The organism is Adhaeribacter soli (assembly GCF_008727925.1).
Classification (GTDB): domain Bacteria; phylum Bacteroidota; class Bacteroidia; order Cytophagales; family Hymenobacteraceae; genus Adhaeribacter_A; species Adhaeribacter_A soli.
The window spans coordinates 112,169-126,020 of sequence record NZ_VTWT01000004.1 but is presented as its reverse complement, the minus strand read 5'-3'; the positions used below and the strand labels follow the sequence as shown (position 1 = coordinate 126,020).

At 45.9% G+C, this 13,852-nt stretch carries 11 protein-coding genes; 8 read left to right on the top strand and 3 right to left on the bottom strand.

Annotated features, from left to right (window positions below; all coding sequences use genetic code 11):
* Both F0P94_RS08695 and F0P94_RS08690 read right to left on the bottom strand, forming a co-directional pair.
* Positions 1 to 1,509, bottom strand: coding sequence for an efflux RND transporter periplasmic adaptor subunit (locus F0P94_RS08695; protein WP_150903496.1), 1,509 nt, complete (start codon positions 1,507 to 1,509; stop codon positions 1 to 3).
* 55 nt (positions 1,510 to 1,564) lie between these two features.
* Positions 1,565 to 1,813, bottom strand: a complete 249-nt coding sequence (locus tag F0P94_RS08690; RefSeq protein WP_150903495.1) for a hypothetical protein — start codon at positions 1,811 to 1,813, stop codon at positions 1,565 to 1,567.
* 432 nt (positions 1,814 to 2,245) lie between these two features.
* Between F0P94_RS08690 and F0P94_RS08685 the strand changes: the two genes are divergently transcribed.
* The gene (locus F0P94_RS08685; protein ID WP_150903494.1) at positions 2,246 to 2,479 is read left to right on the top strand and encodes a hypothetical protein; all 234 of its coding nucleotides are present in this window, start codon (positions 2,246 to 2,248) and stop codon (positions 2,477 to 2,479) included.
* A 354-nt stretch (positions 2,480 to 2,833) separates the two neighbouring features.
* On the opposite strand, the gene F0P94_RS08680 is transcribed toward F0P94_RS08685, so the two are convergent.
* Positions 2,834 to 3,292 carry a hypothetical protein gene (locus F0P94_RS08680; RefSeq protein WP_150903493.1) on the bottom strand — a complete coding sequence of 153 codons (459 nt, stop codon included), beginning with the start codon at positions 3,290 to 3,292 and terminating at the stop codon, positions 2,834 to 2,836.
* Positions 3,293 to 3,734: 442 nt separating this feature from the next.
* Here F0P94_RS08680 and F0P94_RS08675 point away from each other — a divergent pair, with 442 nt between their 5' ends.
* The 7 genes from F0P94_RS08675 (at position 3,735) to F0P94_RS08645 (ending at position 13,837) form a co-directional block, all read left to right on the top strand.
* Positions 3,735 to 4,616, top strand: a complete 882-nt coding sequence (locus F0P94_RS08675; protein ID WP_150903492.1) for a DUF4349 domain-containing protein — start codon at positions 3,735 to 3,737, stop codon at positions 4,614 to 4,616.
* A gap of 120 nt (positions 4,617 to 4,736) precedes the next feature.
* Positions 4,737 to 5,831 carry an AI-2E family transporter gene (locus tag F0P94_RS08670; protein WP_150903491.1) on the top strand — a complete coding sequence of 365 codons (1,095 nt, stop codon included), beginning with the start codon at positions 4,737 to 4,739 and terminating at the stop codon, positions 5,829 to 5,831.
* Positions 5,832 to 5,877: 46 nt separating this feature from the next.
* Positions 5,878 to 6,159, top strand: coding sequence for a type II toxin-antitoxin system RelE/ParE family toxin (locus F0P94_RS08665; protein WP_150903490.1), 282 nt, complete (start codon positions 5,878 to 5,880; stop codon positions 6,157 to 6,159).
* A gap of 1 nt (position 6,160) precedes the next feature.
* Positions 6,161 to 6,460 (top strand): HigA family addiction module antitoxin, encoded by a 300-nt coding sequence (locus F0P94_RS08660; protein WP_150903489.1) that lies wholly within the window; start codon positions 6,161 to 6,163, stop codon positions 6,458 to 6,460.
* A gap of 45 nt (positions 6,461 to 6,505) precedes the next feature.
* Positions 6,506 to 7,321 carry a hypothetical protein gene (locus F0P94_RS08655; protein ID WP_150903488.1) on the top strand — a complete coding sequence of 272 codons (816 nt, stop codon included), beginning with the start codon at positions 6,506 to 6,508 and terminating at the stop codon, positions 7,319 to 7,321.
* An 86-nt stretch (positions 7,322 to 7,407) separates the two neighbouring features.
* Positions 7,408 to 12,870 (top strand): alpha-2-macroglobulin family protein, encoded by a 5,463-nt coding sequence (locus F0P94_RS08650; protein WP_150903487.1) that lies wholly within the window; start codon positions 7,408 to 7,410, stop codon positions 12,868 to 12,870.
* Positions 12,871 to 13,276: 406 nt separating this feature from the next.
* The gene (locus F0P94_RS08645; RefSeq protein WP_150903486.1) at positions 13,277 to 13,837 is read left to right on the top strand and encodes a hypothetical protein; all 561 of its coding nucleotides are present in this window, start codon (positions 13,277 to 13,279) and stop codon (positions 13,835 to 13,837) included.
* The last annotated feature ends 15 nt before the right edge of the window (positions 13,838 to 13,852 follow it).

The following is a 13,852-nucleotide window of genomic DNA, read 5'->3' as shown; positions in this document are numbered from 1 at the left end:
TTAATGTTCGTGACCATGGGCCGGTAGTGCACCAGACATGGTAGAAAGTTTGATCTGGTAAGCGCCTTTGGTTACCACGCGTTCGCCTTCGGAAATGCCGCTCCGCACCTGCACCTGTTCGCCGTTACTGGCACCTAGTTTCAGTTCCCGCTTCTGAAATCCTTCCCCGGAAACCTGCACGTAAGCATAGAAATTTCCCTGGTCTTCGAGCAAGGCCGAAACGGGTATTACCAGGGCATCCTGCGTTTGGGTAGTCTGCAAATAAACTTCCGCAAAAGCGCCCGGCACAATTCCTTCCGCCATCTCGATTTCAAAACTGACCGGAACGGTAATGTTGTTTTCCGTGCTTCGGCCGTAGGTAACTACCTTTCCGTTCAGTTCGCTGGTATTGTAAACCTTATTGTTGTTCTGCATTTTGAAACGGGCACTTTTTATAGAAGCCAGTTTCGGAAAATACGCTTGCGAAACATCGGCGCGGAGCACCAGTTTCCGGTTTTTCGCGATTTCTGCCAGGGGTTGACCGGCCGAAACGAATTGCCCTTCCGCCACCTGAATGTTTTGCAGAAAACCATTTATGGGGGCTGAGATCCGTAAACCGCCGGCGCCGTAATTTTTAGTTAGCGTATTGTAAGCAGTCTGGGCATTGGTGTAAGCCGCTTTTATAGACAGGAAATCCCGCTGCGAAATGATGTTGTCTTTAATAAGTTCCTGCGCCCGTTGGTAATCTGTGCGGGCTTTATCGAGGTTGGTTCTGGCTTCCTGAATACTGGCTTCGAGGTTGTTCTGGGTAAGGCCACTGCCTGAAACGGAGAAAAGTAATTCTCCGGCTTTCACCGGTTCGCCTGCTATCATTCCCTGTTTCCCGAATTTGAGAATGCCTTCGCTTTTAGCCGTGATCGCAACCACATCGCCGGGCGCGGCTAACACCTGGCCGGTAGTTTTGATCACTTCCGCAAAGGGCTGCTTTTTTACTTGCTGGTTTGCAAATTCGTTTTTCCAGGCCTGTTCTTTCAGGTAGGTTATTTCTGTTCCGGCAGCATCGGCAGGCTGAGCGGCCAGAGCCGCTTTTTCATCTGCATAAACCGGAATGTTGTCGATCACAAACTGGTCGGTAAATTCCCTGGTTTTTAAGTCGAAAATAAGCTTGCCTGTACCGGCGGTTTTCGGCTGTAAAGCCAACTGGAAAAGTCCCGGTGAACTGGCACTATCGGCGGTGCTTCGGATGCCTTTTCCCCTGGAAACAAAACTTACGGTAACCTGGCCTTCAGTATAAGGCTTAAAATCGTTGAGCCCGGTTAAATGCGTGGCGAATTTGGAAACCTGCCCCACAACCAGGGGTTTAAACTCTACAAAAAGCTCCGACCTGTCCGAATAAAGGGTATAGAAAACCGGCTCCAAACCATGAGTATGACCGCCTTCGCCGTGCGCATGGCCTTCTTCTTTCTGCTGCTTATTGCAGGAACTAAAAACCAGGAAAAGGCTTAAAACGAACCAATGAATATTTTTCATAAATACTTTTTCCAAAAGAAAGGCAGGCCTGTTTTAAACCTGCCTTTCGTTAAAATTAGTGGGTATGGGCTTCGCCGTCAGCGTGCTTGTGTTCGCCTTCAGTAACCGGAGCAGTGCTTGTAGCGGTATCGGTGACTGTTGCATCGAATTCTTCCTGAGCAGGAACCGTTTCCGGATTAGCTTCCGTATGCGCTTCGTGGGTAGTGCCGTCTTCGTGGGTATGCGTTTCGGTTTCGGCTTTCTTTTCAGCACAGCCAACAGTTAAGGCAAGGCAAAAAATTGCCGGGATGATAAATTTCTTCATCGTGGTTTGAATTTTAAATTGAAATGAAAAAGTATTAATATGAAATTTTAACAGGAAAGGTCCGGCACTTTTTAGCCTGAAAGCATAGCGTTATTACGGTAGCGAACAGCAAATTCTTTGCTCCATTGCCTGGCTTCTTAACCGGGTAACAGCTTTGGAATGCTTCGCGAACATCCCTGCTTACTTGTACACAGAAATGCTATAACCTCAGCGAAAGGCTAAAAAAGCTTTACAGGATAAAAAAAACAGCAAAAGCCTGACTTACAAAATATAAGCAGGCGGCCCTCATAACTGAAAGGAAAGGAAATGGTCGGATTTATAAAAATTTAAATCCGGGGAAGTGTATTGGGGAGAGACTGGTACTTTTGGATATTTGAATAAATATTTAGCCTTTGCAATAAAGGTAAATTTTAATTCCGCTTTTTTAACCAAATGCTCTGCTACAGAAACATGCAGGATTTCTGCAGTATTGGAATGCGCTTCATGGCCAATCAGATCTACCAGCCCACCAAAGTTGCCGGAACCCGAATGCTTTTTACCATGACTATGACCATGATCGTGGTTATGGCTATGACCTGCTTTCTCATGAGGGCTATGGTAGTGATGATGTGGCAGCACAATATGCGCCTGCATTACCATAAAGGCAAAAAAAAGAAAAAGCGATAAGTATTTGCTCCTTAGCACTAAAGCAAAGATAAACAAATCAGGTTACAATTTGAAAATTCAATTCTTAACCCGAAATCGTAACTTGTTTGGACGAGCTTTCCGGGCAGGTTATTACTCCTTGCTCTGGTTGCTACGGTGCTTGTATTTACGAAGATCCTAACCCCTACTAGTACACTGTTAATTTAAATTATAGAATTTGCTTGACGGGATTACAAATTACTATTGCACAAAAGTCACCAAAGCTCATGATAGCCAATAAGTTAACTTACTTCATTAGGGTCTCCATTGCATTGAGCTACCAGGAATTTTATCATTTACATTTCTAACTCATCTGTAAATTTCTCTTTAGCGATCTTATAGCTTGAGATCTTGTTTTCTTTCCTGTACACCAAAATCACGGCTGCTGATGCCCCGGTCAAAAACAAGCACCTGCTGTTCTTTTTTACTGCTCTTTAAGTTACTGCTCTTTAACACAAATTCCCCCAAGGCAACATCTTCACTCAGATAAGCTTGTTTCCCGGATACAGCGGCCTCCACCGGAAAACCATTGCTAAGGCTGATGCTGAATTTTACCTGCTTTTTTCCTAAGCCTTCTTTAAGCTTCCTGCCCACTGGCATTCCTTCTTTCAAAAGTACTGCCGAGGCTGCTACCATCGTAGAGTCGAAGCTTTTAATGGTCAGGCTCTTTTTATCCTGGCTGCCCATAAAGTACTTATCACCCATAAAGTACTTATCAAAAAGCTGCCCTGAAACATACCGGTATGCTGCTATCACGGAGTCCGGCAAGTAGGACAAAAGCTTATCTACCGTCATTTTCTGCTTTTTTTACAGGTTATTGCTTTCCGGGCTTTTCGTTTCTGGATTTAGGCATAAGCCTACAACACTCATTCGCAAGGCATTAGCTCAATTATTATGGCTTAAACAAATATTTACAAATACGAACTATTTATATATTACTGATTATCAATAGGATAATATACTTTTCGTACAGTAGTAATTACAAATCCCGTCAGAACCGAGCCGTGGATTTTGTAATCCCACTTTCTGAAAGTTAACCTGACCATGCAATAGTAGAAAAAGCAGGAATGGCTACGGCAGCATGGTGTCCGGTGAGGGCACGGTAAATTTTTTATGTCATTTTCACTTGCAGAAACTTTAAGCCAAAATTCTCCCCACTCAGAATGACGCAAAAGATTCAAAATAAGCCAAGGTTACTTTTATACTGAAGCGTGTATTAAAGGCAAAACTGCAGGCCATGAAAACGCTCTCCTTTTTGCCTCAAACGCGAACAGCTTTCTTGCTAACGCTCTTCATCTGGACAAGCCTTCTAAGCTGCACCAATAAACAGGAAGTTGCTACGGATGCAGCTGAATCGCAGGTTCAGTTTACCCCACCGAATATTCCGGCGCCGGAAGAACCAGAACAGCAGGAGGCAAGAGAAGAAAACATCGAAACAGGGCAAAATGCTGCTATACCAGCGCAAATCAAGATCATCCGGAATGCATCGCTCCGGTTTCAGGTGCAGGATTACCGGAAAAGCATCCGCAACATCGAAACGCTGGTAAAGCGCTACCAGGGCTTTGTGGTGAACAGCAACGAAAGCCGGATCGACAACAGCCTCCAGAACACCCTCAGCATCCGGGTGCCGTCCCGTAACCTCGACAACCTGGTGGAAGCCCTCGCCAAAGAAGCCATTTTCCTCGACTACAAGAATATTTCTTCCGAAGACGTTTCCACGGAGTTTGTTGATATTTCCGCGCGGCTGAAAGCCAAGCAGGCCGTAGAACAGCGCTACCTCGATCTGCTCAAACAAGCCAAAACCATTAAAGACATTCTGGAGATCGAAAACCAGTTGCGCCAGATCCGGGAAGAAATTGAAAGCGTGCAGGCCCGCATCAACTACATCAACAGCCAGGTAGCGTACAGCACCGTATCCGTAGAAATTTACGAAAACCGCTCCGAAGTTTCTGAAGGTAACAGCTTCTGGGTCCGGATCCTGAATGCCCTGAAAAACGGTTGGGATATGCTGCTTTCCTTTATTGTTGGGCTGCTTTACATCTGGCCGTTTATATTACTCCTGGCCCTGATAACTTTCGTTCTGAAAAAATTCTTCCGGAAACATCCTCCGGTACGGTAATCCGGGCGCAAACCACTGAGGTTTAAAAAACCTCAGTGGTTTTGTTAACCCTTCAGTAATAGCGTACAACCAAAACCACTTCCGGCAGTAAAACGTTAGCAAATTCCGCTAAAAACTACCATGGCCAAGCTCACCAACCTTCAGCGATTCAACCAGACCTTAATGGCGCTGTTACTGTTCTTTGGTCTCATGAAACTCGGGGCGCCCTTTCTCATTCCCATTACCATCGGCGGCCTTTTTGCCATGATGCTGATTCCGGCCAGCCGCAAACTGGAAACCTGGGGCTTTTCGCGCCTGCTTAGCAGTCTGGCCTGCATTATAACGGTCCTAGTGGTGCTTGTAGTACTGATATTTCTGCTCGTAAACCAACTAACCGGCCTGCTCAACGACCTGCCCCGGATCAGCGACACCATGACGGCCAAACTAAACCAGCTACACGCCTTTGTAGCCGCCAAGATCAATGTTTCGCCCCAACAGCAGCACGCCTTCCTGAAGAATGAACTAAAAGAGTTCCTTGATTCCCTGAGCACGTACATTGCCGGTTTTGTGCGGCTTACCGGTACCGTGCTGGCCAGCTTTGTACTTACCATGGTATATGCCTTTTTTTTCCTGCTATACCGCCAGAAGCTAAAGAACTTTATATATCTGATTGTCACGTCTCGCATGCACCCCAGTCCGCAGACCATCATCGGCGCGCCCACCCAAAATCCCGGGGTAATCATTAACCAGATCACTTCTGTTGCTAATTCCTATGTTTCCGGCCTGTTTCTGGTTATCCTGATCCTCTCGGCGGCCAATACGCTGGGCATTTACCTCATCGGGATCGAACACGCCCTTTTCTTTGGCTTAATGGCCGGCCTGCTCAACCTGCTTCCCTACATCGGCTCCATTATCGGCAGCCTGGTTCCGATCCTGTTTGCCCTGCTCACCAAAGATTCGATCTGGTACCCCGTCGCGCTCATCATCTTCTTTATTCTGCTGCAAATGGTGGAAAGCTACGTGCTCACGCCCAACATTACCGGCGCCCGCATCAAGCTCAACCCCATGATCACGATTATGGGCTTATTGCTCGGTGGTTTTATCTGGGGCATTCCCGGCATGATCATTTTCATTCCCTACCTGGGCATTGTAAAAGTTATTTTCGACAATGTGAAAAAACTTCGCCCGTACGGGTATCTGATGGGCAAAGATCCGGGGATGGATGTGACGGGGTAATCAAACAAATTACTTACCTTTGACGTTAGTATCGTAAAGCAGAAGTATGATCATATCCTTTGGCTCAAAAGAAACTGAAAATATCTGGCAGGGTGAAAGATCGAAAAAACTGCCTTCTGAGATTCAGGAAATTGCCCGCCGGAAGCTTCGCATGCTGCATAACTCCCAAACGGTAACCGATTTAAGAATTCCACCATCGAACCGGCTGGAAAAATTAAGCGGAAACCTGAAGGAGTTTTACAGCATCCGGATCAATAATCAATGGCGGATTATTTTCAAATGGAATGAAGGCCAGGCAGCTGAAGTAGAAATTATAGATTATCATTAAAATGGAAAAATTACCCAATATTCATCCCGGCGAAGTTTTAGCAGAAGAATTTCTGATTCCACTAAACATCACTGCTTATCGTTTAGCTAAGGATACCGGTATTCCTCAAACCCGGATTTCTGAAATTTTGAAAGGCAACCGCCGGATTACTGCTGACACCGCATTGCGTTTGGCTTCTTATTTTGGCAATTCCCCTAAGTTCTGGCTTGGGTTACAGGATGATTTTGATCTGGAAGAAGAAATTAATGCAAAGCAGCAGGTTTTTGAAAGAATCAAGCCTTTTCAGGCCGATGCAGCATAAGAATTTAAGTAAATTCAACCTTTACTTAATTTACTTGTCTTTGAAATGAATAAATTATTATTCTTACTTCTGATAATTCTTGTTTCCTGTTCCAAACCTAAAAAACAAGTACAAGCCGAAAAAAAAGAACTTGCAGTTGCTTCGAGTTCTGAGAATGCAATTAAGTCTACTAAGCAGTTAGATAAAAAACTTCAGGGAGAATGGATCAACACAGCCCTGTTGGATTCTACATTAACACAAAAGAAATTGGAGCCGTGGCTTTCTTCTTTCTATGGTGAAATGTATTTAAAAATAAATCAAAAAGATTCTATTGATATCGAAGGGAATATGGATGGTGGAATAATTAAAATAGAAATTAAAAATCCATTTTCATTTAAAATCCCTAATTACACCGAAGAACCAACCTTTACCTATTTAGAAAATCAGGATTTAATTCAGCAAAAAGTCGCTTACCATAAATTCCTATTCCGAAGAAAGCGGGCAACAGAAGATATTAGCTTTATGGCTGATGAAGAAAAATTCAATAATTTCTTCCTGAAAAAGCTTTTTGAAGGCAATTATTTAGAATTAACAAATTCAGGCATAAACAAAATATCCATTAATGATAAAAGCTTTATTGGAGATCCGAAGAAAACTAAAATTGAGCGCCTTTGGAGTGGATTCGAAACATTTACTCCTTTCGATTTTGATGCTATTCAACTAAAAGAAATTGGTAAAAAAGAACCGGAATATTTTGGCTGGGAGTTTTCCGGCGATACCTTAAAGCTTTATTCCACCTCCCATAAATTCGATGAAGAATCTGGTTTTGCCAAATATGAGCGCGGCAAATTATACCGGACCTTAATTAAGCAAAATCTATAGGTTTTATTCGAATTTCCAAACATTCCTTCCTCCCTATATACCCAAAATTCCGTACCTTAGAAACGACCTAAAAACCAATCGTTTCTATGTTCTTCCGCCAATTTCCAGCCCGACTTCTTACCCCCTTTTTCCTAGCGTTTTTAATTTTTTCAGCCAGCTGCTCCAAGCTCTCAAACACCCTGGAAGTAGAAAGCCGCAACTTCGACGAAGAGATTGCCCAGCACCAGAATTTAACGTTCCGCTTCAACAAAGATGTGGTCGGCGATTCGTTGCTCAACCGCTGGGATTCTACGGCTTACATCAGCTTTAAACCGGCGGTGAAAGGCAAATTCCGCTGGAGCAGTTCCCGGGAGCTGACCTTCTCCCCTTTCGAGCCGTTTGCGCCCAGCACACAATACGTTGCCAAACTGCAGCCGGCACTGGCAAACCTGAGCAAAGAAAAACCGAAGCTTAATACCGAAGACAGCATTTTATTCCACACGCCGCTGCTATCGCTGACCGGCACGCAGGTTTACTGGACAATGTCGGCCATGCAAGCCAATGCGGTGGATATTCGGGTGAACGTGAATTTCAATTACCCGGTAAAACCGAACGATGTAGACCGGCTGGCGCATATTTTCGTGGATGGCAAGGAAGTAAAAAAGGAACTGGCAACTTCGGAAACCGACCAGACTGTAGGTTTTACTATTCCGGCGTTGGCGGAAAACCAGAGCGAAAGTGTGCCGCTGAAAATTGTGATCGATAAAGGTTTGCAGCCGGTGGGCGGCAACTGGAAAACGCCGGAAAACTTAACGCTGCAAAGTGAAATTCCGCCGAAAGGCGTGTTTCAGGTGGCGGAAATTACCGGTTCATTTGTGCAGGGCGAAGGCGTGATGAACGTGTTTATGAACCAACCGGTGCAGGCCGAAAAGCTGAGCAGTTTTATCACCATTTCCCCTACCGTTCCGGATCTCCAAATTGAACCGCACGATAATGGTTTTGAGGTGCGCGGCAAATTCCGGAGCGGCGAAAACTACCAGATCGTTATCTCCAAAGAGCTGAAAAGTATGTTCGGCATTCCGCTGGGCAAAGAGCATTCGCAGTACGTTTCTTTTGGCGAATTGCAGCCGTCGGTGAGTTTTGCCAATACCAAAGCGTTTTATCTGGGCGCTGCCGGAAACCGGAATTTAGCGGTAAACCTGGTCGATATTCCGAAGGTGAAAGTGACCATTGCGCGGGTGTACGCCAATAATGTGCACGCCTTTATGCGCACCGGCGAAGAATACGGCTACGATTATGAAAGCGAAGAGGATTACCAGCCCAGCGAAGACGGCGAATACGTGGACCGCAGCTACAATTATTACAACACCTCCGATTTCGGTGACGTGGTTTCCACGCGCACCTACGAGACCAAAAACCTAAAGAAAAACGGTAGCCAAACCCTCCTAAATCTCAGCCTCGCCGACCTCGATTTCAACTCCGAATTCAAGGGCATTTACGTGGTAAAAATTCAGGACACGGAGCGGCAGTTTTTGCAGGCTTCCAAAATTATTTCGGTTTCGGATATTGGCTTAATTGCCCGCCAGGGAACGAACGAAGTGCTGGTTTTTGCTAATTCCATTAAAACCACCGAAGCGCTGGCCGGCATAAAAGTAAACTTCATCAGTACGAATAACCAGGTGGTGCAAACGGTTACCACCGATAAAAACGGCGTAGCCAGATTTACCGGTTCGCCACTGAACAAGCACTTCAAAATCGGTATGGTTTCGGCGCAAAAAGGTCAGGATTTCAACTTTATGATTCTGGAAAGCAACCGCGTGGAAACGTCGCGGTTTGAGGTGGGTGGTTTGCGCAGCAATCCGGCCGCTTACGACGCTTTCATTTACGGCGACCGCGACATTTACCGTCCCGGCGACACGGTGCACGTGAACACCATTCTCCGCACCCAGGACTGGAAAACGCTTTCGAATATTCCGGTAAAAATCAAACTGCTCTTGCCAACCGGCCGCGAATACAAAGCCTACCGCCAGACCTTAAATACCCAGGGTGCGTTCCAATCCGATTTCTATTTGCCGCCGGCCGTAATGACGGGCCAGTACACCATCGAAGTTTATTCGGGCAACGACGTGCTGCTGAATTCGAAGAAAATTTCGGTGGAAGAATTTATTCCGGACCGCATAAAAGTGGACCTGAAACTGCCGAAACCGGAAGCCAGACCAGGCGAAGAAATTACGGCTTCCATCACGGCAATGAACCTGTTCGGGCCGCCGGCTTCTGGCAGAAAATACGAAATGGATTTCAGTCTAAAACGCAAGACTTTTTCGCCTCAAAACCATAGCGATTTTAATTTCAACCTGGAAGGCGCCAATAACGTGAGCTTTCAGAACGAATTAAAGACCGGCGAAACGAATGAAGAAGGCTTCGCGCAGCAAAGTTACAAAGTGCCCGATTTCAAAGATTTGGGCGTGCTGGAAGGCAAAGTTTTCGCAACCGTTTTCGACGAAACCGGAAGGCCGGTGAACCGGATGAAAACCTTCGAAGTGCCTACGCAAACGGCTTTCTTTGGTATCAAGAATTTCAATTCCTGGGTAAGTACTCGACAAATTCTTCCCATTCAACTAATTGCTTTAAACAAAGCCGGGAAACCGCTGCAAAACGCTAATGCCAATGTACAAATAATTAGAAAAGTTTGGGAAACGGTGGTGCAAGGCCGCAGCGGCGGACGTTACGGCTACAATTCGCAGATGCGGGAACAGGTAGTTACATCCCGGGATATTGCGATTTCCGGCAAAGGCACGACTTTCAGTTTCAATCCGCTTAACTCCGGCGAATACGAAATTAGGGTGCGCAGGCCGGGTGCGGAAACGTACGTGGCGCAACATTTTTACGCCTACGGCTACGGCGATACGCAAAGCAATTCCTTTGAGGTGAACAACGAAGGCGAAATAACCATTGAGTTCGATAAAGCGGAATACCAAGTCGGCGACAAGGCAAATATTCTATTCAAAAGTCCGTTTGCCGGGAAAATTCTTGTAACCGTGGAGCGGAATAACGTGCTGGAACATTACTATTTGCCCACCGATAAAAAGTCGGCGAGTTTGGCGCTGAACATCAAAGATGCCTTCCTGCCGAACGTGTACATCACGGCCACGGCCATCCGGAAAATGGAAACTAATAGTGGTTTGCCGCTTACGGTGGCGCGCGGTTTCAAGCCCTTAATGGTAGCGAAAGCAAGCACGAAACTGGCGGTAAATATTTCCGCGCCGGCGCAAAGCAGAAGCCAGAAAACGCAAACCATAAACGTAAAAACGGCGCCGAATGCGGAAGTTACGCTGGCGGTGGTGGACGAAGGAATTCTGCAACTCAAGAATTTCGAAACGCCCGACCCGTACAAATTTTTCTACCAGAAACGCGCCCTGGAAGTTAATCCGTTTGACTTGTATCCGTACCTGTTTCCGGAGCTGAGCGGCAAGCGTTCCAGCACCGGTGGCGACGGTTATGATTTGAGCAAACGCGTGAACCCGCTCACCAGCAAACGGGTGAAATTGGTAGCCTTTTGGAGCGGAAGACTCAAGGCCAATGCCAACGGTGAGATCAGCTACAAGGTGCCGGTACCGCAGTTCTCCGGGGCCTTGCGCGTGATGGCGGTGGCCTACAAAGACCAGGCTTTCGGGGCTTCGGAAAAGTTCATAAAAGTGGCTGACCCGGTGGTAATTTCTACGGCGCTGCCGCGTTTTTTGAGCCCCGGCGATACCGTTTCGGTGCCGGTTACGCTGAGCAATACCACTTCTAACTCCACTTCGGCTACGGCGAAATTGCAGCTTACCGGTCCGCTGCTGGCTTCCGGCAATACGAGCCAAACGGTGCAGCTGAAACCGAATTCCGAAAAGCAGGTTACGTTCAAGATCTATTCGAAAAACAGCATCGGCAACGGGTCGGTTTTGGTGAGCGTGAATGCGTTGAACGAAACGTTTCGGGAGAAAACCGACATTTCGGTAAGGCCGCCGGCTTCGCTGCAAAAGGTGGCTGGAAACGGTATGGTTGCGGGCGGAAAAAGTCAGGACATCAGTTTTAAAACCGATTTTATGCCGGGTTCTGCTTCGGCGCGCCTTATTGTGAGCAAGTCGCCGATGGTGCAGTTTGCCGGCGATCTGCGCTACTTAATTCAGTATCCGTACGGCTGCGTGGAGCAAACCATTTCGGCCGCTTTCCCGCAAATTTATTACGCCGATTTGGCCAAAGCCCTGAAACAAGACCGCAAAGCCACCCGCTACAACCCCGATTACAACGTGCAGGAAGCCATCCGGAAACTGGAAACGATGCGACTTTACAACGGCGCGATGACCTACTGGCCGGGCACCGACGACGAAACCTGGTGGGGTTCGGCCTACGCCGCGCATTTCCTGCTGGAAGCCCAGCGCGCCGGTTTCCAGGTAAACCAGAAAATGCTGAACAAGCTGTTTGAATATTTGCAACTGAAGCTGAAAACCCGCGAAACGGAACGGTATTATTTTACCGACGAAAAAGGCGCGAGCCAGACCAAAACCATTGCCAAAAAGGAGATTTTCTATTCGCTGTACGTGCTGGGGCTGGTAAATAAATACGACGTAACGGCAATGAATTATTACAAAGCCAACCCCGGTCTGCTCGCCATCGACAGCAAATACCTGCTGGCCAGCACCTTCGCGATGTACGGCAACAACCGCAATTTCCTGGCTTTGCTCCCGAAACAATTCTCCGGCGAAAACTCGAAGCGCGAATTTGGCGGCAGCTTTTACTCCGCCATCCGCGACGAAGCGCTGGCCCTGAACGCGCTGCTTTCCGCCCAGCCCAACCACCCGGCCGTTGGCGAAATGGCGCGGCATTTATCGCAGCAACTGAAGTCGGAACGCTGGCTCAACACCCAGGAACGGAGCTTTGCGTTGCTGGCGCTCGGCAAGCTTTCCAAGGCGAATATGCAGCAGAACGTAACCGCCACGGTAACCGCCAACGGCAAGCAGATCGGCAGTTTTAAAGGCGAAGAACTGGTGCTCACGCAGAACCTCACGAACCAGCAGATTACCCTTAAAACGAACGGCAACGGCAGCCTGTACTATTTCTGGGAGCAGGAAGGAATCAGCCCGACGGGAACTTACAAAGAGGAAGACAGCTACCTGAAAGTACGCAAGCATTTCTACGACCGCAACGGCACCGAAATTACCAGCAACCGTTTCGCCCTGAACGATTTAATTATAGTAAAACTCACCATCCAGACCTCCGACCTTACCCGCAGCGTAGAAAACGTCGCCATCACCGACATCCTGCCGGCCGGCTTCGAAATTGAGAACCCGCGCATCGGCGCCGTCCGCGAAATTGCCTGGGCCAAAGACGCCGCCACCCCCGATTATTTCGACATCCGCGACGACCGGATTAACCTCTTTACCACCGCTACGGGTAGCCCGAAAAACTTCTATTATTTAGTTCGCGCGGTGAGCAAAGGGCAGTACAAAATGGGTCCGGTAAGCGCCGATGCGATGTATAATGCGGAGTATCATTCTTACTGGGGAAGTGGGGTTGTGGGGGTTAGATAGGAAAGGAACTATCGAAATTATATATTTTAATCAAATGATTTTCAAAGACAAATTCTCAGACATCAATTTCACTATTGATTCTGAAATAAATAGGTAACTTGATTTAGCTCAAAAGAATCAAAAACATCGTAACGATTTACTATTATTTTTTATCAATGGCATTTATGATGAAACAATTAAAGATTTCTTTTTTGATGATGGTAAAAAATTAAATCCACATACAATTGGGCCAGGAATACAAGGATTATCAGCAGATGCTCATCAAACTTTTATTTTAAAATACAGGAAGAATAATTCTGAAAATATAACTCTCCAAGAATACAAAGAACTACTAAAGTCGGACTCAATTAAATCTAATGAAATTGATAAACTTACAGAAGAAGAGGAAAATTCCATCCGTTTTGAAATGCTGATTTATCTTAAATTTTGGGAAGGAGATTTATTTATTAAAAAACTTTATCAATTTACACGTCTTCTTTTAGGTGAACATTATGATTGGTATTTTAAAATTTCTGATTCTCCAAAAGATAAAAACACCAGTACAGGAAAAAGACACGAAATTATTCGCGAAAAAGTAAGGGATTTATTAAAGGGAATTTCTCCCATTATTTACAATTTACTGAAAGATAGCTACATCCCTCAACTTCGAAATTCTATTGCACATTCCAATTATTCATTTTTAGGAAGGGCAATACATTTAAATAATGATGACAAAAATTCTAAATTTCCTCAGCTAACTGGAATTAGTTTTGATAGTTGGATAGATATTTTCCATAAGACTTTAGTTCTACATCATCAGTTATTAAAAATGGACTATATGATAAATGATTATTATTCTAAAATCTACCTAATGGATAACTCTCCTTTACCAATCTTAATTACCGAAAAAAATGGAATGCAATACGAACTCCCTATTGAATATGATAAGGATTTTAATAGGTGGCATTACCTTCAAATAGCTGATTAAAATTCCTCCGCTAGA